20 protein-coding genes are annotated in these 24,404 nt (G+C 31.3%); 12 read left to right on the top strand and 8 right to left on the bottom strand.

The window, feature by feature from the left end; all coding sequences use genetic code 11:
• Positions 1-123 precede the first annotated feature (123 nt).
• From ACKTTC_RS05135 to rlmB, 3 genes are all read left to right on the top strand, one after another.
• On the top strand, positions 124-3,462 hold the full coding sequence (locus tag ACKTTC_RS05135; RefSeq protein WP_408038733.1) for a SusC/RagA family TonB-linked outer membrane protein: 3,339 nt from the start codon (positions 124-126) through the stop codon (positions 3,460-3,462).
• 19 nt (positions 3,463-3,481) lie between these two features.
• Positions 3,482-5,005 (top strand): RagB/SusD family nutrient uptake outer membrane protein, encoded by a 1,524-nt coding sequence (locus tag ACKTTC_RS05130; protein ID WP_408038732.1) that lies wholly within the window; start codon positions 3,482-3,484, stop codon positions 5,003-5,005.
• Between the two features lie 80 nt (positions 5,006-5,085).
• Complete coding sequence (gene rlmB, locus ACKTTC_RS05125; RefSeq protein WP_408038785.1) at positions 5,086-5,823, top strand: 23S rRNA (guanosine(2251)-2'-O)-methyltransferase RlmB; 738 nt, start codon at positions 5,086-5,088, stop codon at positions 5,821-5,823.
• Between the two features lie 4 nt (positions 5,824-5,827).
• Here the strand turns inward: rlmB and ACKTTC_RS05120 are convergent, their stop codons facing one another.
• On the bottom strand, positions 5,828-6,577 hold the full coding sequence (locus ACKTTC_RS05120; protein WP_408038731.1) for a rhomboid family intramembrane serine protease: 750 nt from the start codon (positions 6,575-6,577) through the stop codon (positions 5,828-5,830).
• Positions 6,578-6,653: 76 nt separating this feature from the next.
• Between ACKTTC_RS05120 and ACKTTC_RS05115 the strand changes: the two genes are divergently transcribed.
• Positions 6,654-7,925 carry a replication-associated recombination protein A gene (locus ACKTTC_RS05115; protein ID WP_408038730.1) on the top strand — a complete coding sequence of 424 codons (1,272 nt, stop codon included), beginning with the start codon at positions 6,654-6,656 and terminating at the stop codon, positions 7,923-7,925.
• On the opposite strand, the gene ACKTTC_RS05110 is transcribed toward ACKTTC_RS05115, so the two are convergent.
• From ACKTTC_RS05110 to ACKTTC_RS05095, 4 genes are read right to left on the bottom strand one after another with little or no spacing between them, the layout of a single operon-like run.
• Positions 7,922-8,653, bottom strand: a complete 732-nt coding sequence (locus ACKTTC_RS05110; RefSeq protein ID WP_408038729.1) for a hypothetical protein — start codon at positions 8,651-8,653, stop codon at positions 7,922-7,924. The genes ACKTTC_RS05115 and ACKTTC_RS05110 overlap by 4 nt on opposite strands.
• A 1-nt stretch (position 8,654) precedes the next feature.
• Complete coding sequence (locus tag ACKTTC_RS05105) at positions 8,655-10,034, bottom strand: DUF5723 family protein (RefSeq protein WP_408038728.1); 1,380 nt, start codon at positions 10,032-10,034, stop codon at positions 8,655-8,657.
• A gap of 6 nt (positions 10,035-10,040) precedes the next feature.
• Positions 10,041-10,589 (bottom strand): hypothetical protein, encoded by a 549-nt coding sequence (locus ACKTTC_RS05100; protein WP_408038727.1) that lies wholly within the window; start codon positions 10,587-10,589, stop codon positions 10,041-10,043.
• A 32-nt stretch (positions 10,590-10,621) separates the two neighbouring features.
• Positions 10,622-11,305, bottom strand: a complete 684-nt coding sequence (locus ACKTTC_RS05095; protein ID WP_408038726.1) for a YjjG family noncanonical pyrimidine nucleotidase — start codon at positions 11,303-11,305, stop codon at positions 10,622-10,624.
• 87 nt (positions 11,306-11,392) lie between these two features.
• Here ACKTTC_RS05095 and ACKTTC_RS05090 point away from each other — a divergent pair, with 87 nt between their 5' ends.
• The 4 genes from ACKTTC_RS05090 to ACKTTC_RS05075 all read left to right on the top strand — a co-directional run bounded on the left by ACKTTC_RS05090 (position 11,393) and on the right by ACKTTC_RS05075 (position 15,858).
• On the top strand, positions 11,393-12,502 hold the full coding sequence (locus tag ACKTTC_RS05090) for a helix-turn-helix domain-containing protein (protein ID WP_408038725.1): 1,110 nt from the start codon (positions 11,393-11,395) through the stop codon (positions 12,500-12,502).
• A gap of 92 nt (positions 12,503-12,594) precedes the next feature.
• Positions 12,595-13,206: a DUF3575 domain-containing protein gene (locus ACKTTC_RS05085; RefSeq protein ID WP_408038724.1), complete on the top strand. Its 612-nt coding sequence runs from the start codon at positions 12,595-12,597 to the stop codon at positions 13,204-13,206.
• 262 nt (positions 13,207-13,468) lie between these two features.
• Positions 13,469-14,590, top strand: a complete 1,122-nt coding sequence (locus ACKTTC_RS05080) for a glycosyltransferase (protein ID WP_408038723.1) — start codon at positions 13,469-13,471, stop codon at positions 14,588-14,590.
• Positions 14,587-15,858 carry an MATE family efflux transporter gene (locus ACKTTC_RS05075; protein ID WP_408038722.1) on the top strand — a complete coding sequence of 424 codons (1,272 nt, stop codon included), beginning with the start codon at positions 14,587-14,589 and terminating at the stop codon, positions 15,856-15,858. Before ACKTTC_RS05080 ends, ACKTTC_RS05075 begins: the two co-directional genes overlap by 4 nt.
• Here the strand turns inward: ACKTTC_RS05075 and ACKTTC_RS05070 are convergent.
• The 3 genes from ACKTTC_RS05070 to radC are packed head-to-tail and all read right to left on the bottom strand — an operon-like array spanning position 15,838 to position 18,748.
• Positions 15,838-16,743: a hypothetical protein gene (locus ACKTTC_RS05070; RefSeq protein WP_408038721.1), complete on the bottom strand. Its 906-nt coding sequence runs from the start codon at positions 16,741-16,743 to the stop codon at positions 15,838-15,840. The genes ACKTTC_RS05075 and ACKTTC_RS05070 overlap by 21 nt on opposite strands.
• Complete coding sequence (locus tag ACKTTC_RS05065) at positions 16,740-18,050, bottom strand: polysaccharide deacetylase family protein (protein WP_408038720.1); 1,311 nt, start codon at positions 18,048-18,050, stop codon at positions 16,740-16,742. Before ACKTTC_RS05065 ends, ACKTTC_RS05070 begins: the two co-directional genes overlap by 4 nt.
• Positions 18,051-18,061: 11 nt before the next feature.
• Positions 18,062-18,748 (bottom strand): RadC family protein, encoded by a 687-nt coding sequence (gene radC, locus ACKTTC_RS05060; protein ID WP_408038719.1) that lies wholly within the window; start codon positions 18,746-18,748, stop codon positions 18,062-18,064.
• Between the two features lie 145 nt (positions 18,749-18,893).
• Here radC and trkA point away from each other — a divergent pair, with 145 nt between their 5' ends.
• The 4 genes from trkA to ACKTTC_RS05040 form a co-directional block, all read left to right on the top strand.
• Positions 18,894-20,240 carry a Trk system potassium transporter TrkA gene (gene trkA, locus ACKTTC_RS05055; RefSeq protein ID WP_408038718.1) on the top strand — a complete coding sequence of 449 codons (1,347 nt, stop codon included), beginning with the start codon at positions 18,894-18,896 and terminating at the stop codon, positions 20,238-20,240.
• Positions 20,240-21,739 carry a TrkH family potassium uptake protein gene (locus ACKTTC_RS05050; protein WP_408038717.1) on the top strand — a complete coding sequence of 500 codons (1,500 nt, stop codon included), beginning with the start codon at positions 20,240-20,242 and terminating at the stop codon, positions 21,737-21,739. Before trkA ends, ACKTTC_RS05050 begins: the two co-directional genes overlap by 1 nt.
• Positions 21,740-21,966: 227 nt before the next feature.
• Positions 21,967-22,623 carry a phage tail protein gene (locus tag ACKTTC_RS05045; RefSeq protein ID WP_408038716.1) on the top strand — a complete coding sequence of 219 codons (657 nt, stop codon included), beginning with the start codon at positions 21,967-21,969 and terminating at the stop codon, positions 22,621-22,623.
• A gap of 99 nt (positions 22,624-22,722) precedes the next feature.
• The coding region (locus tag ACKTTC_RS05040) for a hypothetical protein (RefSeq protein WP_408038715.1) at positions 22,723-24,404 on the top strand (1,682 nt) is incomplete at its 3' end.

The following is a 24,404-nucleotide window of genomic DNA, read 5'->3' as shown; positions in this document are numbered from 1 at the left end:
TCCTTAAAATAATTCTTCCAATCCTTATTTTAAAGCAGCGCTATTTCGTTTTTTCTGTTAAAAAATTGTTTATTTAAGATAAAATTAAGACTTTAGCATTTGATTAATTCAAACAATTATACAATGAAAACAAAGTTTAATGGAATTTTAACGCTTTTACTAGCGTTGGTTGTGCAGATTTCATTTGCGCAAGAAAGAACGATTTCAGGTACTGTTTCCGATGAATCAGGTCCGTTACCTGGAGTTAGTGTATTAAAAAAAGGGACTACCTCTGGTACAGAAACTGATTTTGACGGTAACTACTCTATCAAGGCAAAAACAGGAGATGTATTAGTATTCAGTTTTGTTGGTATGAAAACTGCAGAAAGAGTGGTTGGTTCATCTAATAATATCAGTTTAACATTAGAAACAGACAATTTACTTGAAGAGATTATTGTAGTTGGTTATGGTACTGCTACTAAACAATCATATGCGGGTACTGCTGCTACTGTTGCAACTGAAAATTTAGAGGCTAAATCTTTTTCTAACGTTTCTCAAGCTTTAGCTGGAGAGGTAGCTGGGGTTACTGTAATCAATACTTCTGGACAGCCAGGTACTATTGGTACTGTTCGTGTAAGAGGTTATGGTTCTCCAAATGGGAACAGATCTCCTTTATATGTAGTTGATGGTATTCCTTTTGCTGGGAATTTCGACTTAAACTCTATTAACCCTGCAGATATCAAAAGTACTACAGTATTAAAAGATGCTACTGCAACTGCAATCTACGGATCTAGAGGAGCAAACGGAGTTATTTTAATTACTACTAAAAGTGGAACTTCTTCGGAAAAGTCATATATAGAAGTAGACGTAAAATCTGGGGTTAATGCTCAAATTATCCCAAGATATGATGTTATTGATTCTCCAGAGCAATGGATAGGTTTAGTATGGGAAGGATTATACAACAAAGGTAGAGTAAATCCTACTGAGTTTATCCCAGCAAGTTTAGGTGGTGATGCTGAAGCTTTCGCTAACTTATCATTATTTGGAGGAAGTACTGGTGTTGCAGGAGAATCTTTACCTGTAGGAGCTGGTGCTGGTTACAATATTTGGAATGCAAATGGAGCAGCGTTAATTGATCCTACAACAAGAAATGTTAGACCTGGTGTACAAAGATTATTTACACCTGAAAGATATGCTGACGAAGCTTTTGGTGAAGGTATTAGAACTGAAGCAAACCTACGTATGGGTGGTGGTTCAGACAAATCTAGATACTTTGTATCTTTAGGATATTTAGATGACAATGGTTATACTATTAACTCAGATTTTAGAAGATATACTACAAGATTAAACTTAACTTCAGATGTTAAAAGCTGGTTAAAAGTAACTTCTAATCTTAACTATGCTTTTTCAGAAAGTACAAATAATGGACAAATTGTAGGTTCTGAAAATGTTTTCGAATTTGCCGATAAAATGGCTCCATTATATCCAGTATTTGCAAGATTCCCAAATACAGCTAATTTAATCCCTGATCCAATATTTGGAGGATACCAATATGATTATGGTTCTTTAACTGGTTTAGCTAATGGATTTACAAGAAATAGACCAAATGCAGATTTATTAAACCCTATTGGTTCTGCTGTATTAGATTCTGACACTAGAGAAACACATGCTATTAATGGTAATTTTAATGCAGATTTTAAATTAACAGATGAATTAACATTTGAGACTAGATTCGGAGGACAATATTCTTACTTCCAAAGAAATAATGTTTCTAACCACGCATATGGTGGATCTAGAGCTATAAATGGATCTATTACTGTAACAGATCAAATCAGATGGTCTCAAACTTTCTTACAATTATTACGTTATAAAACTTCTTTTGGAGACCACTCTTTAGAAGTATTAGCTGCTCATGAAACATTTGAAAGAAGATTTGAACAAGCTTCTGCTGCTAAGCAAAATGTAATTGTACCAGGTTTAGTTAACCTTAGTAACTACTTAGAAGATTCTAGACCAGCTACAGGTTTTGCTAATGGATCAGCTATCGAATCTTACTTTGGACAAGTTAACTATAACTTTGCTAACAAATATTATATCACAGGATCTTTAAGAACAGATGGTTCTTCTCGTTTTGTAAAAGACAAATGGGGTACATTTGGTTCTATTGGTGCTGCTTGGGTAGTAAGTGAAGAAGACTTCATGCAAGGTAGTTTCCTTTCTTATTTAAAAGTTAAAGCTTCTTGGGGTGTTACTGGAGATCAAGATGGTGCTGGTACAGCTTCTGGATTTGATATCTTTAACTCTGATTTAATTGGAGGTGAATTATCTTTAGACTTAAATACTCCAGGTAACGAAAATTTAACTTGGGAAACTTCAAGAATGTTACAAGGAGGGGTTGAATTAAGCGTTGGTAATTACATTGATGCTAACTTCGATTACTATAGAAAAGAGACTGATAACTTATTCTTTAACAGAAGAGTTGGTTCATCATTAGGTATTGCTTCTATCTTAGTAAATGACGGTTCTGTATTAAACTCTGGTTTCGAATTTGATGTAACTGGACACTTAGTTAACAATGAAAACTTCAAATTAGATTTATCTGTAAATGGTGAAGTTTTAAGTAATGAAATGTTAGTTATGCCAATCGATCCATCTACAGGTCAAGAAAGAATTATAGACACTAGTTCTAGTAACGATGGTGCTTATGCATATGCTGCTGGTCGTTCAATCTTTGATTTCTGGATGCAAGAGTGGGCTGGTGTAGACCCTGCAGATGGTGCTCCAATGTGGTTCCAATATTATGATGATAAAAACAATAATGGTGTTTTAGATACTGGAGAAGCTGATTTCTCTGTATTACCAAATGGTGATCCAAGTAATACAAGTACTTTATACGAATATAGATTAGCTGATCCAAGTGCTAATATTCAAAAAACTACTACTAAAACTTATGCTGATGCAACTCAAGTATTCTTAGATAAGACCTTAATTCCTGATGTAAGAGGTGCCTTTAGACTTTCAGGTAAATTAGGTAACTTCGATTTTGCTACTCAATTCACATATAGTTTAGGAGGATACGCTTATGACAATCAGTATGCTGAGTTAATGAGTGACCGTTTTGGTGCTGGTAGTACAAACTTCCACGTTGATATCTTAAACAGATGGCAACAACCAGGTGATATTACAGATGTGCCTTTATTATCTGATAATGCTGTACAAAACATCACTTCAACTTCTTCTCGTTTTATCACTAGTACTGATTTTATAGCATTAAATAACGCTAGAATTGGTTATACTGTTCCTAGTAATTTTATGCAAGACTCTGGTATAGACGCTATAAACATCTGGGTATCTGGCGATAACTTATTTATTAATACAGCTAGAGAAGGATTTAACCCAGCTATTAGAGAAACAGGAAGTTCAGGAAGAAGAATTTATGCGCCTGCAACAACAATCACGATGGGAGTGAGAGTTAAGTTTTAATTAAAAAGTTTATTAAAAAATGAGAAATATAAAAATATTATTTGTTTCTGCAATTTTAGCTATGTCATATAGCTGTAGTGACGAATTATTAAATAATAGCGGGGTATCAGGAGAAAGTCAACCTACTACAAACCTTACCTCTGCTCAATTAGAAGTAGGAGCCCAAACAAATTCAAATATACCTGCGGCTTTTGTAAATGGTATGTATGCGCAAATGATTCAGACTGGTAGTGGTGGTACTGGTGGTCATGATGATTTTGGACATAAATCTTATGATGTATTTAGCGATATGCTTTGTGGTGATATGGCTTTAAGTAGAAGTACATTTGGATGGTATAGAGCTAGTATTACTGCATTCGAAGCTACTCAAGATTTTACTTTTGGTGATAATAGACAAGTTTGGAGATACTATTATAGAATTATTAGATCTGCAAATACAATCATTGACAATTTAGGAGGTACTGATGTTACTCCAACAGATGCTGATTCAAGATATAATATGGGACAAGCTAAGGCAATGAGAGCTCACTCTTATTTTTATCTAGCTCAATTCTATCAAAAAGAATATAATGCATCTGAACCTATCTTGCCTTTATACACAAGAGTGGAGCCAGCTAACTTACCTAAATCAACTGCACAAGAAGTTTATGATCTTATTGAAAGTGATTTAAATGAGGCCATTACTTTATTAGATGGGTTTAACAGAGGTTCTAAAACTGCGGTTAACCAAGACGTTGCTCGTATGATTTTAGCGTATGCTTTAGGTGCTAAAGGCGGTAGAGATACCGATGTTGCTCAGTTAACTCAACAAGTAATTAATGCTGGAAATCATACAATGTTAGCTCCAGGAGAAGTTACTAACGGGTTTAACGATGTTGCTACTTCAAGCTGGATGTGGGGTATTGATCTTGTGCCTGCTAACCAATTAGGATTAATTTCTTGGTGGGGACAAATAGATTCTTACTCATATAGTTATGCTGGAGCTGGAGACTATAAAGCAATGGATATCAATTTATATAACCAAATGCCTACTAATGATGTAAGAAGAGCTCAATTCTTTAATAATCCTGCAAGTGGTAGAAATTTACAACCATTATTAAAGTTCTACTACTCACCTGCTGTTGCTGGTACTAATAATTTCTTTAGTGGTCCACAAGTTGGTGTAACTGCAGATTACGTTTATATGCGTATTGAAGAAGCATACTTATTAAATGCTGAGGCAAATGCTAGAGCTGGTGCTGAAGGTGCTGCTAGAACCTCTTTAAAAGCTTTAATGGCTAGAAGAGTTCCTGATGCTTCTTATATTGATGCATTAAGCGGTCAAGCATTATTAGATGAGATCTACTTACAAACTCGTTTAGAGATGTGGGGAGAAGGTAAGAGTTACTTAGCAATGAAGCGTAACAAAGCAACTACAACAAGAGGTGCAAACCACTTATCTTTTGTAGGTGTTCCAATTCCTTATAACGATGAAAGAATGACTTTTGAAATTCCTCAAGGTGAGATTCAAAACAACCCATTCATCAACGATCAGAACCAATAATACATAACGTATTTATTATAAATAAAACCACCTCAAAAGAGGTGGTTTTTTTATATCATAAAATGAATTACTTTTGCAACATGACAGAAGCAACAACAATATTTGGTATACGTGCAATAATAGAAGCTATAGAAAGTGGCTCTACAATTGAAAAAGTTTATTTACAAAAAGGGTTACGAGGTGATTTATATTTTCAATTAGACAAAATTCTTAAAAAAAACAAGATCTCTACCAGTATTGTTCCTGTAGAGAAATTAAATAGATTATCTAAACATAATAATCATCAAGGTGCTGTTGCTAAAACCTCTCCTATAGAATTCCAAGATTTAGATTCAGTAATTGAAAAAGTTTTAGATTCAGACAAAATGCCTTTATTCCTAGTTCTAGACCAATTATCTGACGTTAGAAACTTTGGAGCAATCATAAGAACTGCTGAATGTACTGGCGTAGATGCTATTATTATACAAAAAAGTGGTAGTGCTCCTGTAAACTCAGAAACTATTAAAACTTCAGCTGGTGCAGCCTTTAAAATACCTATTTGCAAAGTTGATCATATTAAAGATGCTATTTTTCAATTACAAGCAGCTGATATTAAACTAGTCGCGGCTACTGAAAAAACTGAAGATTCAGTGTATGATTTTGACTTTAAACAACCTACTGCAATTATTATGGGTTCTGAGCATAAAGGTGTAAGCAATTCTATTTTAAAAATGGTAGACTATAAAGGCAAGTTACCTCTATTAGGAGAAATTGAATCTCTTAATGTATCTGTTGCATGTGGTGCTTTTCTCTACGAAGCGATAAGACAAAGACAATAAAAAACTATTCTTCTTCATTTGAAGAAGCTTTATAAATATAACGGTAGGAAATTTCATTAATTCCTACTGTTTTATTTTCTTCCACATCCTCTATCCTATTCTCTTCCTCTAAAACTGGTGGTACATAATTCCCTTCTTCATCGAACATATCATCAAAAGCTGATTTTGAAAATACATATTTCTCTTTTATAATCCCTCGTTTTCTGTAAACAATGGCAAAAACTACTCCTATCAATAAACCTGACAAATGTCCTTCCCAAGAAATTCCTTCTTTTATTGGAAAGACATACCAAATCATACTGCCATATAAAAAAATGGTAATAAGAGACATTGCAACTAATCGATAATGCTTCCTTATAATTCCGCTAAAAAAAATGAAACTAAAAAGCAGGTATACTATTCCACTAGCACCTATATGATATGACTCTCTCCCTATAACCCAAGTTAGTAATCCTGTAAATAAGGCTCCAAAAACCAAAACCTTTAAAGCAACATCTTTATAAAAGTAAAAAAGGCTCATTAAAAGCACAAAAAGAGGTACTGAATTATTAAATAGGTGTTTTGTATCACTATGTATAAAATGAGTAAATAAAACACCTTTAAAACCGCTAAAAGTTCTAGGAAGTATACCAAACTTATTAAAATTAAATCCGAATTTAATTTCAATCCAATATATAAACCAGATTAAAAATACAAATACAAATGGAATTGCAACTATATTATTATTATACTGTAATGACTCCTTTTCGTTCATACTTTTCTAAATAACAAAAATAAATCCATTTTTTAAAATCCGAATTTCTGTCAGAAATCTTTAGTATTTTTACCTTATGAACGCACCTTTGGCAGAAAGAATTCGTCCGAAAACTTTAGACGACTATATTAGTCAACAACATTTAGTTGGGGATAAAGGAATTTTAACTCAACATATTAGACAAGGAATTATTCCATCATTAATTTTATGGGGACCTCCTGGCGTGGGTAAAACTACTTTAGCCAATATTATAGCAAGCGAATCTAAAAGACCTTTTTATACTTTAAGTGCTATTAACTCTGGTGTAAAAGATGTTCGTGAAGTTATAGATAAAGCTAAAAAAAGTGGTGGCCTATTCACGCAGAAAAATCCAATTCTCTTTATTGATGAAATTCATCGATTTAGTAAATCTCAACAAGATTCTCTTTTAGGTGCTGTTGAAAAAGGTTGGGTAACTTTAATTGGTGCTACAACAGAAAACCCAAGTTTTGAAGTGATTCCTGCCCTGCTCTCTCGATGTCAGGTTTACATTCTCAACTCTTTTGATAAAGAAGATTTAATTGCTTTATTGAATAGAGCCATTCAAAAAGATGACATTTTATCTGAAAAAACAATAACATTAAAAGAAACAGATGCTTTATTACAAGTATCTGGAGGTGATGCTCGTAAACTTTTGAACATTTTTGAACTATTAGTTTCTTCTGATGAAATAATAGAAATAACGAATGATTTTGTACTTCAGAAAATTCAAAAAAATACGGTTAGATATGATAAAACAGGGGAGCAACATTATGACATTGTTTCTGCTTTTATAAAATCTATACGTGGTAGCGACCCAAATGCTGCTGTATACTGGCTTGCTAGAATGATAGAAGGTGGTGAAGATGTAAAATTTATAGCTCGTAGAATGCTAATTTCTGCTTCAGAAGATATTGGTAACGCTAATCCAACAGCTTTAATTCTAGCTAACAATACATTTCAAGCAGTGTCGGTTATTGGTTACCCTGAATCAAGAATAATATTAAGTCAATGCGCAGTTTACTTAGCTAACTCTCCAAAAAGTAATGCATCATATATGGCCATTGGAGAAGCTCAAAATTTAGTACACAAAACAGGAGACTTGTCGGTGCCCCTACATTTGAGAAATGCTCCAACAAAACTAATGAAAGACTTAGATTACGGTAAAGATTATATGTATTCTCACAGTTATGACAACAACTTTGTAGAGCAAGAATTTATGCCTAAAGAAATTTCAAATACAAAATTATATGAACCTGGTAACAATGCTAGAGAAAACAGTTTCAGAGAAGTTCTTAAGAAAAGGTGGAATAAGAAATATAATTACTAATTAAACTTAACTTTATAAGGCTTCATTGTTAATTTATCATCAGTATAATATTGGGCTATCCAAGTAGTACTATCCTTCTTTAGAAATACACCGTTTTTATTTTTTATAATAAAAATTTCAGGATTAGATGTCCTAAGTATTTCATAAGAAATATTATTTGATGCATCTTTTAATATGAATCCATTACTACTATAATTAGCAAACAAATCATACGCTATATTCTCTTTTCTTTTTGGTTCTTTATCTACAACATTTGTTACCGTATTCTCTACATCAACGTTTGCATTGGTATTACTCTCTTCTAAAGGAATGTATTTATAATTTAATTTTTTAATTCCATTAAATGAATTTCTAATAGCCTCATGATAAGCTTTTTTATAGTTTTTCATTTTACTTTTACCCTCAGTACCCTTATACACTATCTTGTTAAAACAGTCTTTTAATACAATAGTTGTTTTTGTAGAAAACATTCCAGAATCCTCTTTAATATCTGCTGTTAAAGCACCACATTTATTCTTTGCTAAATCTTCAGGTAATTCTTCATCACTTAAAAAAGCTATGAACCCGTTTTTATTAAACAAAAACTTTGTTAATGAACTCGTTTGGTACTTATCTGACTCATTAAAAGCTTCTAACTTTTTAGGTACAATAATGTATTTATAATTATTCACTTTTTTTTGCGCTGTAACAGCTACTGAGATAAATAGAAAAACGAGAATTTTTTTCATTTTATTTGAATATCATATTAATTCCTAACTGAAAAGATGCATTGTTTGCATTTGCAATATCAGAAAGTTGAAACACATTATCAACTACTCCATATATATTTAACTTCCAAACATTTGCTGAAACTCCTATTCCAAAATTAGTATATGAAAAATCATCAATTGTGTATGTTACTTTGGTGTTGAATTTTTCAGAAATTCTTCTTTGATAAAACCCTGTCATTGCAAATCTAGGACCAATAGGTCTTATAATGGTATACAACTGCGCACCAACAGCATTATCATAATAATTTTTATACGAAATATCAGAACAACTTTCTTCACTTCTAGTTCTTCCGAATTGATACTGCAATGCAGCGTTAAATTTTATTGGACGCATTACCGAATAAGATTCTCTATTATTCTCCCTTAAAATATTAGCATCTATATCATCATTTAATTGCTGCCAATAATCTGGATTTGTACTATCATATAAAAATTCGATTCCAGAAAATGTATAGTTTCCATTTACAGTTCCATTCCGAGTTTTTTCCGAATAGCTTATAAAACCTATATCTAATAAACTAGCAGTAAACACAGTTTGGGGATCTATTCTGTAAGTTACACCTATATCAAACCCTAATCCTAAATTAGATCCTAAAAAGGTACTTCCAATAATATCTCTTGCATCTAAATTAATTTCATTATTTGCATCATAAAACCCAGAACTATATGCAGAAACACCAACATTACTTAATGTATGTACATAAATATTATCTGTTCCTAAACGTGTGGTAAAACTTCCTCTGTTATTATTCGATAAAACGTTTAAAGCTCCTGAATATAACTTTACTCTACCTCCAATAGTTAGTTTTTCACTCATTTTTCTAGAAATACCTGCATGAATTACTCCTAATAAATCTGCTTTTACGTTTACACTAGAGAATAGGAAATTTCGATTAATAAATCCTGCATTACCATCTTTAATCAGTTGTAAAAAATCTTTAGGAATTGTAAAAAAGGCATCCAATTCTGTATAATATCCAACACTTAGATAATCTCTTTCATTAATTTTATATCCAGCATTAATAACTTCTACTTGTGTATTAATTGCTACATAATCACTGGTTCCTAACTGATTCAAAACATTATCTAGTTTTGTATTAAAATTTACATTATCTGCTCTAAATAAATCAGCAATAGTAAAACCGGAAACACTAGCATTTGTAGAAATCCCAGATAACAATGGAACTCCAGCGTGATACTTATAATTCGTTACTGCACCTGGGTTTAGTAATAATGTTTGTGGAATTTCATCAAAACCGTATAAAATTTGTTTGTTTTGAGACATGATTCCTCCAATAGAAATCATACTAAATATGATAATCAATAATATTTTTTTCATAGATTTTTAATTGACTCTAAAGTAAAAAGTTCCTGCAGATTTAAATCTTAACGAAGTTGGAGTATTTACATCTATTACAGATCCATCTGTACTAGGTGGTAACGTTAATACAACTTGAATTTTTCTAGTACTTGTAAATAAAGTATTATTTGCTACAAATATTTCTTCTTCTTGAGAAAAATTGGTTTCATTAGCACCTACATTTAAGGTAATAGGTCCATGAGTAACACTATCAGATTCATCTAAAAATGTAAAATCTATTCTAAACTCTCTATTAAATTGATTAAGAATTTCAAACCTTAAAACTACTCTCTCTAAATCTTCTCTTGCTGTAGCGTTATCTAAAACTGTAAAAAATGAAGTTTGAGAAATTGTTCCAACTTCGCTTCCTCCTACAAATAAGTCATTTTGAGTAATATCTGCTTTAATTAATGATGCAGCTACTACTGGCGTAATTTCTAAATTTTCTGCTTGATTAAAATCGATATCATCTACACATGAAATGAAACTATAGCAAAAAAACAGTAACAAAATATAACACAGGGATGTTCTCATATAGTACTTTCTTAATTTTCAACGGGGTAATATTACAAATATTGTTTTATTTCTAATAATGATTTAACACTTGTAAAGCTTCCTTCAACTACTTCTTTGTTTAAGTTAAGGTGAATTGCTTCCATTCCAACAGCTATAGCTCCTTCTATATCTGCCTCCAAACTATCTCCAATCATTATTGCATTTTCTGCTGTTATGTTTGCTTCTTTTAATGCAAATGCAAATACTTTAGGATTAGGTTTCTTCACCCCTACACTTTCTGAAGTAACTATAACATCAAAATAAGCTGCTATCTTAGACTTCTGTAATTTTAAGTTTTGTACTTCTTCAAAGCCATTAGTTATGATATGTAACTCATATTTTGGTTTTAAATATTCCAACAACTCAATAGTTCCTTCAATTAAAAAATTGTTATGAGGTAAATACTTAATATAATCTTCAGATATCATATTAATTAATTCGTCTGAAACCTCTATTTCTAGAGTATCAAATGTACTTTTTAGTCGCTTGTATCGCAACTCTTCTTTACCTATTTTCTCTTCTCTATATAATTTCCAATACGCTAAATTAATAGGCATGTACAATTCTAAAAAAGTATCTAATTCTAGATCTATTTTTTGTTCTTTAAATATTTTTTGAAATGATAATGCTGAATTTTTATCGAAATCCCATAAGGTATGGTCTAGGTCGAAGAAAATGTGCTTTTTAATTTCCATAGGCCAAATGTAAAGATATAATCAATTTAAAAGGTAAACTGGATCATTAAATTTATAATATATTGCAATCAATTAAACGGGAGCAAATTGGATATTTCAGAAATTTTTAATCTATTTCTAATCATAAGTGCTATACATGGTTTTGCTTTTAGCATTTTTCTTTTTAAACGAGACAACCATAAAGAAAGAGGGATTTACTACTTAAACTTAATGATTTTAGTAATTGCTTTAAACAATATGCAATCTTGGTTATTAGCAGAACAATTTATAGTCATGAAATATATTCAGATTCCATGGCATTTTTTAGTAGCTCCTCTATTCTATACTTTCTTAATTAACTACTTAAACATTAAAAAGCATCTTACTAATATCTTAAAATATATTGTTCCGCTTTTTTTAATTAGTATTGTTTTCCAAGTAGTTTGTTTAGCTTTTCAAAAAGATAATAGCACATTACATGAATATCAATTATTTTATGAAAAGTATACTGCTTTTGAAGAACTTTTTAGTTTATTAATTTCTATAAGCATTTTTATTTTCTCATTTTCCTTGATTAAAAATAAAAAGGAACTATTTAACGATGTGCTTAGTTTCGACAATTTAAAATGGTTAAATACTTTTATTTTTTTAGGAGGAATTACATATGGTTTCTGGATAATAGCAATTGCAGTTAAGTTTTATTTGAATTTTACAGGTTTTATCATCTTTTATTATCCATTAAGAATAATGACAACTATTCTTATTTATTGGCTTGGATATGAATTAGTGTACATATTACGTCAAGTAAAAGAGCGAAAAGCAATTCGAGAGAAAGGTTTAATTAAACAAGAAAAAGTACTTCATAATAACTCAAAAAAGTTCAATCATATAGAAACTTATATTTTAGACAACCGTAGGTTTTTAGATAATTTACTCAGTTTAGAAACGCTCGCTACTGAATTACAAATGAGCAGTAGCCAACTCTCTAAATTAATTAATGAGCAAAGCGATCAAAACTTCAATTATTTAATTAATGGATATAGAATAGCTTATTCTAAAGAGTTATTACTTGATGAGAATTATGCCAACTATACAATTACTTCTATTGCTTTAGAATCTGGGTTTAATTCAAAATCTACTTTTTACTATGCCTTTAAAAAGCATACAGGTATTACTCCTACAGAATTTAAGAAAAATATCCATAAACAACTTTCCTAATTTCTAAAAATCTATCCAATTTCTAGCAAATTAGGAGTTATTGGACATTAAAATCCATGCTAAAATTAGCTTTGAAAAAAACTTTTTTAATCATGAATAATTACCTAAAAACTAAATTAAAAAAACAAAACTTTAAAAGACATAAAGGAGTTCTTGTACACAACATACTCTTATTATTATTTGTTTTTGTTTCCATTTCAACACAATCACAAGAAGAAAAACCAAAAAACCAAATAAAAGGAGATCATGAAATTAAGATAAACGGTTTATACTTAATTGCAGGTGTTTTAGATTTAACGTATGAAAGAGTTCTTAATGATGAATCTGCCATAGGAATTTCTGCAGCTGTTGGATTAGACAGTGAATATTATAAATTCTCAGCTATGCCTTACTACAGGTTTTACTTTGGCGAAAAAAGAGCTGCTGGTTTTTTTATTGAAGGAAACGGAGCAATTCTAGTTGATGAATTTGATCGTGAAATTGTTTTATTTAGTAATGATGACAATACTATTGGAATTGGAGTTGATAGTAATTCAGGAATTAAAACTCGGTTTGGTTTAGGAATGGGTGTAGGTGGAAAGTTTTTGTCCAAAAATGGATGGATTGGAGAACTCTCTTTAGGGTTTGGAAGAGTTTTTGGCGTAGAAAATGACCTCTTCAAAGTATATGGTAGATTTGGGATTACAATCGGAAAAAGATTCTAATTTGTTTAAACAACCACTATAAGAAAAGCTGTCTTCAAATTTATTTATTGAAGTTGTTCCTTAAAAAACTTTGACAACTACAATATTAAAATTCAGATTACCGTATCATAAAAAAACATTGATTGTTATGATGATTTCACATTTTAAACATTAACGAAGTATTGGGAAAATTGCGTAATCGTAATATTTCATATCAAATATTTAAATTACTTTTAGGGTGTTGTTATAGCAGCACCCTTTTTAGTTACACTAAATAATCATCTTGGAGCATAACAAAAAACACATACTTTTTCTTTGCGGTTGGTATCCTTCTAGAGTTTTACCTAATAACGGTGATTTTATTCAACGACATGCTGAAGCTGTTAGCCTGCTTCATCAAGTTTCTGTAATTCATATTATCTCAGACATTAATGCAACTCGTAGTATTGAAGTTGACTCTAAGATTGTTAATGGTATCCATACACATATTGCATATGTAAAACCGACCAAAAATAACTTAGTAAAATTCCAACGGTTTTATAAAGCTTTCTTTTTATTACTGAAAAAAGTAACACATTTTGATGTTGTACATCTCAACAAACTTTTTCCTTTTGGGTTATTTGCTTTGTATTTAAAATGGTTTCTAAAAAAAGAGTATATAATTTCTGAACATTGGACGGGTTACCATTCTCCGCAAGTACAAAAGATTTCGAAAATAGAAGTTTTTCTATCAAAACATATTGCTAAAAATGCGAAATATGTATGTCCTGTTTCTGTAGATTTAGAAAACTCCATGAAAAAACTTGGTTTGAAGGGGGCTTTTGTTCGTGTTCCTAATGTAGTAGATACCAAATTATTTGCTTCTAAAAAACATCAAACAAAAACACCTTATACTATTTTACATGTGTCTAACATGCAAGATCATCATAAAAATGTATCTGGAATTATAAATACTATAGCACGATTTAAAGAGTATACTACAGATTTCTCTTTAGTTTTAATTGGAGAAAACTCAAAAAAGTATAAGAAATTAGCAGCCCAGTTAAACGTCGTTAATTTCATTAAATTCATTGAGCATATTCCACATCAAGAAGTAGTTAATTATATGCAAGAAGCTTCTGTCTTTGTATTGTTTAGCAACTTTGAAAATCTACCTTGTGTAATTTTAGAGAGTTTTTCTTGTGGTACCCCAGTAATTAGTACAAACGTTGGCGGTGTTAATGAGTTTTTCCCTAATAATTTTGGATACTTAATAACTCCCAAGGATGAAGAAGCTTTGTTAATTAAATTACAAGCAATTCACAAAACTTATGTTTCTGCTGAAAAATTACATACTTATGCTGTAACTCATTTTAGTAAGGAAGTAATTGCCAAACAATTTTCTAATTTATACTTAAGTAATTGAAATCAATCAAACAATACATAGTAAACTTTCTGAGCAGAGCTGGTAGTCATGTACTTGCTGCTACTGTAATTGCTAGGTTGCTTTCATTTTTTGCTTCATGGATTGCATTACAACTTATTGCTCCTAATCCACTTGGACAAGTTTTGTATGCTTGGAATATTGTTACTTTTTTAATCCCTTTAGTTGGTTTAGGCTTACATCAAAGCTATATAAGATATGGAGCTTTAACAACATCTGTAGAAGAAAAACAACAGCTTTTACAGTATGTTGTTAGAAAAGGAACCATTGTTTCTCTACTTTTAACTATCGTTTTAATATTAGTTACCTCTGTACTTACTTTTAAAATACCTAATGTTAATCGATATTTATACATTCTCTCTTTTGTTTTCACACCTACTTTTCTGCTTGAAATTATCAGAATTCGAATGCGTCTTGAGCATAACAATAAAAAATATGCTCGAATAGAAATTGTATATAATTTGCTGTTAGTCCTTTCCGTAATAATTCTCAGTTACTTTTTTCAAAGCTCAGGATATGCTTTTTCATTTGTAATTGCTCCTTTACTTACTGTGTTATTCTTTTCAAACATAGTACGAACTACTATTTCTGAAAGAATAAAGCCAAAGTTTATAGATTTAGAATTTTGGAAATATGGTATTTTTGGAGGGCTCTCTAACGTAGTTACTATATTATTATTTGCCATTGATATTTTATTAATTGGTAGTATCCTTAAAGATCCTTCTTTAGTTACTGCTTACAGGTATATTTCTTTAATCCCTTTTAGCTTACTTTTTCTACCTAGAGTTTTTATCACTACTGATTTTGTTTCGTTTACAGAAAAAATAGCTAATCAAAACTTTATTAGAGAATACAGTAAAGGATACGTTCGTTTATTTTTAATTATTAGCAGTTGTATCTTACTCTTCTCTTTTCTTTTTAGCTCTCAAATTTTATATGCTTTTGATGCTTCTTTTGTACAATACAAAGACAGTTTTCGAATTTTAGTATTTGGAATTTGTGGGATTCTTATTTTAAGAGGTTTGTACGGTAACCTATTATCCTCTATAGGAAAAGTAAAAATCAATTTTTACATAACAGCAATAGCAATTATTATTAATTATATAACCAACCAGCAACTCATTTCTTTGTACGGTATTAAAGGTGCTGCTATTACTTCTGCTGTATTAATGTGGGGAACTGGAATTGCTTCCGCTTTACTATTTCATTTCGAATACAAAAAATTTATATCAACGCTTAAACAATCGTAATAATAGAGGGAGTTTATTATAATGTAATTGAATGTATGTTTCATCTATAGCTCCAAAGCTTTTATAATACTTAGCTATATTTTTCATAGACGATCCTCCAAAATCAAAGAGTTCGAAATTTCGTTCATATTTAAAAATCGCACGATCATTCATAAAAGTGTTTGCTCCATTATTTCGATTCTTAAAATCTGAAGAACAAACTAACTCGGTAACTCTATCTTGATGTTTTAAAAAGAAAGCACCAGATATTAGCTTTCCTTCCTTATTATAAATAGTTAATAATTCCCCTACATTTTTATCTAAGCATGTATGCATTAGTTTATATAAACGTAAATAATCTGCAGATGTAATTTTACGCACGCGCTTACCTACGTTTTGCTCAAATAATTCTATTAACTTTTTTGGTGAGTCATTCCAAGACTCAGTTAGATCTTCTTGTAATGCTTTTTTTATCTCTCTTTTTCTATTCCTATTGTAGTTTGAAGAAATAGTATCGTAAGAATCTCTAAGTGAAATGGTTTGTAGTTCCTTATGAAGATGGTATGGGTGGAACATACTAAATGAATTTGAACTATTCATACGTAAACTCACATATTTAAAATCGCTGAACAATTCAATTAAAAACTCATCTTCATCTACAACTCCTTTTGAATATATTCCTAATTGAATTACCCAATAAGGTTGATATGTGTATTTTATAAGGAATTTTCTTCGCCATGGAATTGGCATTACAGCTTCATAATCTTCTAGTACTAACACGCTCCAATTATCGGCAACGATATCTAAATACCAGGAAAATCCAAAAACATTAGATTGTATAGAATTCGCAATACAATCATTATATTTTGCTACATCTAGCTTTTTCCTTGTTACTAACCTAATCATTCGTGTGTCGCTATTTTTAGCATCGATTCATATACTCTTTTCCAACCTTTCCAACGTAAATAATCGCTTAAACTTTCGTTATGAAACAATGTAATAAATGTTCCATTTACTTTCTTTACTTCATTCTTAAGATCATTAATTTTTCCTAAAGATTGTTTTGGAGTAAGTTTCATATAATCATTTAAAGTAGTATCCATTAAAGCAAAAGGAAAAATCTTAAGCGGAGTTTGAATTTCAAAATCTAAATCATAGAAATAAAATGGCGTACAAGTACTGGCTCTAAAACCAACATGACTTGCATATCCCATAGAATAGTCTTCTTTTATTTCTAAGTCGATTAACTTTTGATAAGTAACTGGAAGAGAAAAGCGCAAATAATGTTGTCTCGATCTAAAAATAGGCATGTTTGTTATATTCTCTAATCGCTGCTTTTCTTCTTTCAACTTTGTAAAGTTCTTCATCGTATAATAAGAAGGATGTAGTCCTACTCTGGCATAATCTACCATATCTTTTATGAGTAGTTTAAACTTCCTTTTAGAAGCAGAAACATTGGTATCATACGAGGTATAATCTCCTATTAAAAAGAAAAATATTGTCCTCACATTATACTTTTTCTTGAGGTCAAGAATTTTATCAAAAGTATTAAATGGATCTTTTTTAATATTAAAACGAACGGCTAATCTATCTATAACATTAAACACATGAAGTTTATACAAATCTTTCAATCCGCCAGCTATAGATCTTATAGAGCTTTTATATTTATATACATACGCATTATCTATATCGATAGTAGACATAAATGTGTACTTTCGTTTAGCTCCATAATTGTAATCTGGAAATCTCTCTTTTAGAACATCAAGTAATTTGTACGCCCAAATATCGATAACAGGTTGCTCTAAAAAACCATGTAAAAAAGCAATACTTTGATTAGCTGTAAACCTACCGTGAATATCTTTTATATGCGGTAAATATTCTTCATATCTAGTAATTAAATAAAAGCTTGCTGAAAAAATATCAAAAGGAATGGTAGATTTATTCCCTTGATAAAAGAAACAAGGTACATTATCCCACTTTGAAACTTGAATTTCAAAATCATTAACTCCTTGTTGAAATAGCAAATCGGTACTTTTTATAAAAAACTCTTTTCCTAAAGCTACTTTAGTATACGATAACTTTGGTCCGTTAAAAGCTACAAAATCTTCTATTTTTGTTGTAAAATCAATATCTATCAACAATACTCTAGTAAAGATATGCTTAAAAATATAACGTACCCTTGGCGTAATTTTATGTGTATATATCAGTATCAATTAAAAAAGTCTTACAGTATTACTTCATCTGCAAAGCTAAAATAGTTTTTTTCAATAACTATTACGTGATCTAATACTTTAATATTAAGGGTAGCTCCAGCTTCTTTTATTTGATTTGTAAGCTGAATATCAGAATTACTTGGTTTTAACTTTCCTGAAGGATGATTATGACACAAAACAATTCCTACAGCAGCTAATTCTAATGCTCTTTTATATATTAATCGAACATCTACTAAAGTAGCTGTTAAGCCTCCTTTGCTTATTTGATGTTTTGCTAAAACCTTATTTGCATTATCTAAATAAATTACCCAAAACTCTTCATGTTGAATATCTCCAATAATAGGTTGCATCAATTTAAAAACATCTTTAGAAGACACTATTTTATCACTTCTCTTTTTTCCTTCAAAATGACGTCTTCTCCCTAATTCTAAAGCTGTAATAATAGATATAGCTTTCGCCTCTCCTATTCCTTTAAAGCGTTTTAATTCTTCTATAGAAAGTCTTCCTAACTTATTAAGATTGTTACCCATGGATTTTAAAATTCGTTTTGATAGTTCTACAGCACTTTCCTCCCTATTTCCTGAAGCTATAAGAATTGCGATAAGTTCTGCATCAGACAATACCGTTTTTCCTTTTAACATTAACTTTTCTCTGGGCCTATCTTCTATAGCCCAAGACTTGATATTTAACTTTTCCATGCTCAATTTTTTTAATTACAATATAACGTATTCACAACCTTATATTTCCTACTAATCTACAAGAAATTATGTACTAAATAAAATTTGATTTATTTTTTTTCACCATAAAGATGTACCTTTGTACACTATTTCGTTAATTTTTGATATGAAAATTATAATAGCCGGTGCTGGAGATGTTGGCTTTCATTTGGCTAAGTTACTTTCTTACGAATCTCAAGATACTTATATTGTTGACCTAGATGGTGAACGATTAAACTATATCAACAATCATTTAGATGTAATTACCAAAAAAGGTGATGCTACTTCTATTAATTTGTTAAAAGAAATTGGTATAAGTTCTACAGATTTATTACTTGCGGTAACTGAAAGCCAAAATACCAATTTTACTATAGCCGTCGTTGGAAAAGCTTTAGGCGTTAAAAAAACAATTGCTCGAATTAAAAATCCTGAATTCTTAAGTAGTGATATTGTAGACTTTAAAGATTTTGGTGTAGATTTTATGATTTCTCCTGAGGAGCTTGCTGCTCAAGAGATTAAACAATTACTACATCAATCTTCTTTTAACGATACAGTTACTTTCGAAAATGGTCTTTTTAATGTAATGGGAACTACTTTAGGGTATAAATCCCCTATTTTAGATTTAACTGTAAAAGAAGCCAAGGAAAAGTTTAACATGGTAGATTTTATTACCATTGCTATAAAAAGAGAAGGAATGGCACAAACCATTATTCCTAGAGGTGATACTCGATATAAGATGAATGATCAAGTATATTTCTCTGTTCCTAATTATAGCGTTGAAAAACTATACCCTATATGTGGTAAAGAACATATAGAAATTAAGAATGTTATGATTCTTGGAGGAAGTAGTATAGGTAAAAAAACTGCTCGTAATCTTTGTAAGGAAAACTTTAAAGTAAAGTTAATCGAAAAAAGACGAGAAAAAGCATTAACACTTGCCGAAGATTTAAGATCTACTCTTGTTATTAATGGAGATGGTAGAGATTTAGAATTATTAGAAGAAGAGAATATTCGTGATATGGATGCCTTTATTGCTGTTACTGGCGATTCTGAAACTAATATCATGTCTTGCTTGGTAGCTAAATCTAAAGGTGTTAAAAAAACAGTTGCCTTAGTTGAAAATATGGATTATATCAATATTTCACAAACTATTGGTATTGACACTTTAATTAATAAAAAATTAATTGCTGCAAGTAATATTTTCCGTCATATACGTAAAGGTGAAATTTTAGCACTTGCTAATTTACATAATGTAGATGCGGAGGTTTTTGAATTTGAAGTACAAGAAAATGCAAAAGTAACCGAAAAGCCTATTAAAGATCTTCGTTTCCCTAGAGAAGCTGTCTTTGGAGGTGTTATTAGAAATGGAAAAGCTTTAATGTCTTTTGGAGACATGCAAATACAAGCAGGTGATTATGTCATTGTATTCTGTTTACCTGAAGCAATTACAACCGTAGAAGATCTTTTTAATTAATGGACAATTTAAATCTTAAATTAATTTATCGCTTTCTCGGTATTACTGCAATACTAAACGGAGCTTTTATGTGGTTAGCAATCCCTTTTAGCATCTACTACAAAGAAGAAGCTGTTTGGGGAATTTTAAATGCAGGTATTATAACCATTTCATTAGGACTTATTTTGTTTTTCTTTAATAAGCCTGACAATAAGAATCTTCAGAAAAAAGAAGGGTATTTAATTGTTACACTAGGATGGGTTACACTTACTTTAACGGGTATGCTTCCCTATTTACTAACAGGTAGTATTCCTTCTGTCGTAAACGCCATTTTTGAAACAATTTCAGGATATTCTACAACAGGTTCCTCTATTTTAACTGATATTGAAAGTATGCCAAAAGGAATTTTGTTTTGGCGTAGTGCAACACATTGGATTGGAGGAATGGGAATTATTGTTTTAACAATTGCCATTTTACCACTTTTAGGTATTGGAGGGATGCAGTTATTTATGGCTGAAGCTCCTGGGCCTTCAGCAGATAAATTACATCCAAGAATTACAGATACAGCTAAGCGATTATGGTTAATTTATGTGGGGTTAACTCTTGCTGAATTCTTGCTTCTTAAAGTTGCTGGGATGACTTGGTTTGATGCTATTAACCATTCTATGGCTACTGTAAGTACAGGTGGTTTCTCTACAAAAAATGCAAGTGTTGCTTATTGGAACGGAATGCCTTTAATACAATACATCATAATATTCTTTATGTTTATTGCAGGTACAAACTTTGTCCTTACCTATTTTATGTTAAAAGGAAAAGTGAATAAAGCAATTCGTAGTGAAGAATTTAAATATTATAGCTTAGGAATTTTATGTATTACCCTAATTGTTAGCTTTTGTATTATCTTTTTACAAGATTCTTCATTACAAACTTCTATTGAGCATCCTATGGTGTTAGGAAAAGCTGAAAGTGCTATTAGACATGCGTTATTTTCGATAGTATCCGTAGTAACCACCACTGGTTTTGTTACTGCTGATTTTACCATGTGGAGCTATTTTATTACTGCTATTTTCTTTGCCCTATTTTTTGTGGGAGGTTCTGCTGGATCTACTTCAGGAGGAGTAAAAATTGTTCGACATATTGTTATGTTGAAAAATAGTTTTTTAGAATTTAAAAAATCATTACACCCTAACGCTATCATACCTGTTCGGTACGATGGTAAAGCAGTAAAACAAACAATTGTTTTTAATATTATTTCCTTTTTTATCCTATACATGCTTATTTTTATTGTAGGTACAGTAATATTAGCTATGATGGGATTAGATGTAAAATCTGCTCTAGGAGCATCTGCATCATCACTAGGAAATATAGGACCTGCTATTGGTAGTGTTAGTCCTGTAGATAATTTTTCACATCTTACCAATAGTGCTAAATTATTTTGTTCTTTTTTAATGCTAATAGGACGTTTAGAACTCTTTACAGTACTAATTTTATTTACACCTTTCTTCTGGAAGAAAAATTAATTTCATTACGCTTATTCTGAAAATTTAAACTCCTGTAACCTAATTTAAGGTACTAATACCCTATATATATACCCTTGTATATACTGTAACAGCACTTATTACAAAAAAGTAGGCACTTATTCCTTAAATTTCCTCACTTAATCCTTTTTGAAAGAAAACACAGTTAATCGCAAGTAATTTTGTTAGTGGGATTATATAAAATTTTACTAACCAAAAACTAAACGATTATGAATTCTATCAAAAAAATTATTGGATTATTATTTATCGCTTTTTGTCTATCAAGTACAACAGCAAATGCACAAGAACCTATCTTAGGTGAAGTTAGAATATTTGCAGGAAATTTCGCACCAAGAGGATGGGCTTTTTGTGAAGGACAATTATTACCTATTGCTTCTAACTCTGCTTTATTTTCTTTATTAGGAACTATGTATGGAGGTGACGGAAGAACTACTTTCGGTTTACCAGATTTACGTGGTAGAGTAGCTATGAGTGCTGGTAGACATCCTGGATCTAGCTATACCTATATACAAGGGCAAAGAGGAGGCACAGAAGATAACACTTTAAATACATTAAATTTACCCTCTCATAATCATACAGCTATCTTCACTCAAACAGTAGGTATCGCTAACATCTCTGTAGTTGAGGATACAGCAAATTCTGATGAACCCTCAAATCATCATTTAGCAATACCAGATGCGGGAGGTAATAACTTCATTTACAGCACTGGAACTCCTGATGCTACTCTAGCGCCTGCACCTGTTACTGTTAACGGTACTGTTACTACAGGGTTAACTGGAGGGTCGCGAGCTGTTGAGAATAGACAACCATATACCGTTGTTAGGTATATTATAGCTTTACAAGGTATCTTCCCTTCAAGAAACTAATTAAAGTATTGATTATAAACGACAAAGTAAAGTGTAGATTTTGGTTTGCGCTTTACTTTTCTGTATTTTTAGTACTTAACTAATTAAAACTAATCTATAATGAAAAGAATTACTCTTATAACTTTTTTATTACTTTTCCTCCAAGGTAATATTGTTAAATCTCAAACAACATTACAACCTGGTGATATTGCTTTTACCCATATGGATAGAGATGGTTCTGACCTATTTTCTATTGTATTACTTGTTGATATAACTTCAAATACTGTTATCCATTTTTCCGAAAGAACATGGGATGGAAGTGCATGGCTAGTTACTAATTCAGAAGGAATATTAACTTTTACTTCCGATACTCCACTAACAGCAGGAACACAATTGTTAATTAATAAAAACACACCTTCTGCAACAATCTTTGGCGGAAGCACTACTGGAAATATAGTTTTAGTAGCTGGTTCGTGGAGTGCTTCAGCTGGAGGTGATCAAATATTCGCCTATCAATCAGCTAATGCTTTAACTCCTAATAATTCTGATTTCATAGCAGCTATAAATTCAGATGATGATAATCTACAAGCTAATGGGTGGCACTTAGCTAGTAACACATCTAGTTCCGCAAGCTCACTACCAACTAACTTAACTAATGGTACAAACGCATTATCATTATATATATCAGGAAGTCCATTAAATGCTGGTGCGCCAGATTTACCTGGTGGAGGAGAAAGGGAAAATGCTCGCTATAAAGCTTCTGCACCACACACTGGTGATAAAGCAACAATTTTAGCTGCTATTATGGATTTGAATAACTGGGAAGCAGATGATGATACTCCATATAATAACGCCTCAGCTGCTTTTACAATTACAGGAGGAAACACAGACCCAACAATTGCTATTGACAACTCAACACTAAATTATACTGAAGGAAATTCAGCTACACAAATAGATGCTACTGGTACAGTTAATGATGCTGATGGAGATGCAGATTGGAATGGTGGAACATTGGTAACTCAAATTACAGCAAACGCTGAAGCTGCAGATGAAATTAGTATTTCTGATACTGATGGAGATGGCACTGCAATTACTGTAAGTGGAACAAATATTTTAGCTAATGGAACTACAGTTGGAGTCTTAAGTGCTAGTGGTGGTACTGTTACAAATAACACAGCACTTACCATTACTTTTAATAGTAATGCTACTAACGCTATTGTACAAGAAGTTTTACAATCGTTACGATATAGAAACACTTCTACAACTCCAGGAACAAGTAATAGAACCATTACAATTACCGCCACAGACTCCAATGCTGCAAGTGTTAATGATACAAGAACTATCACTATCACTACTATTCCTAATGTTACAAGTGTAACAGTTCCTAGTAATGCCACGTATTCTGTAGGTCAAAACTTAGACTTTGCAGTAAACTTTGATGAAAACATAACTGTAAATACCACTGGTGGTACTCCACAATTAGCTATTACTATTGGTAGCACAACTCGTCAAGCTGTTTTTCAACCTGCTTCTTCAGGAACTTCTGCGTTAACATTTAGGTACACAGTACAAGCTGGTGATTCTGATACAGATGGTATTGCTGTAGGAAGTTTATCAGCCAATGGAGGAACTTTACAAAATGGTTCGGGAACAGCTGCAAATTTAACATTAAATAACGTAGGAAGTACTGCAAATGTGTTTGTAGATGGCATTGTACCAACAGGATATTCTGTCGCTATAGATCAATCTCCTATTAATGCTGCTAATGACGATGCGGTAAGTTTCACTTTTGCTGGTGCTGA

This window comes from Tenacibaculum amylolyticum (genome assembly GCF_964511145.1).
GTDB classification, from domain to species: domain Bacteria; phylum Bacteroidota; class Bacteroidia; order Flavobacteriales; family Flavobacteriaceae; genus Polaribacter; species Polaribacter amylolyticum.
This window is presented reverse-complemented; position numbering and strand designations above follow the sequence as displayed.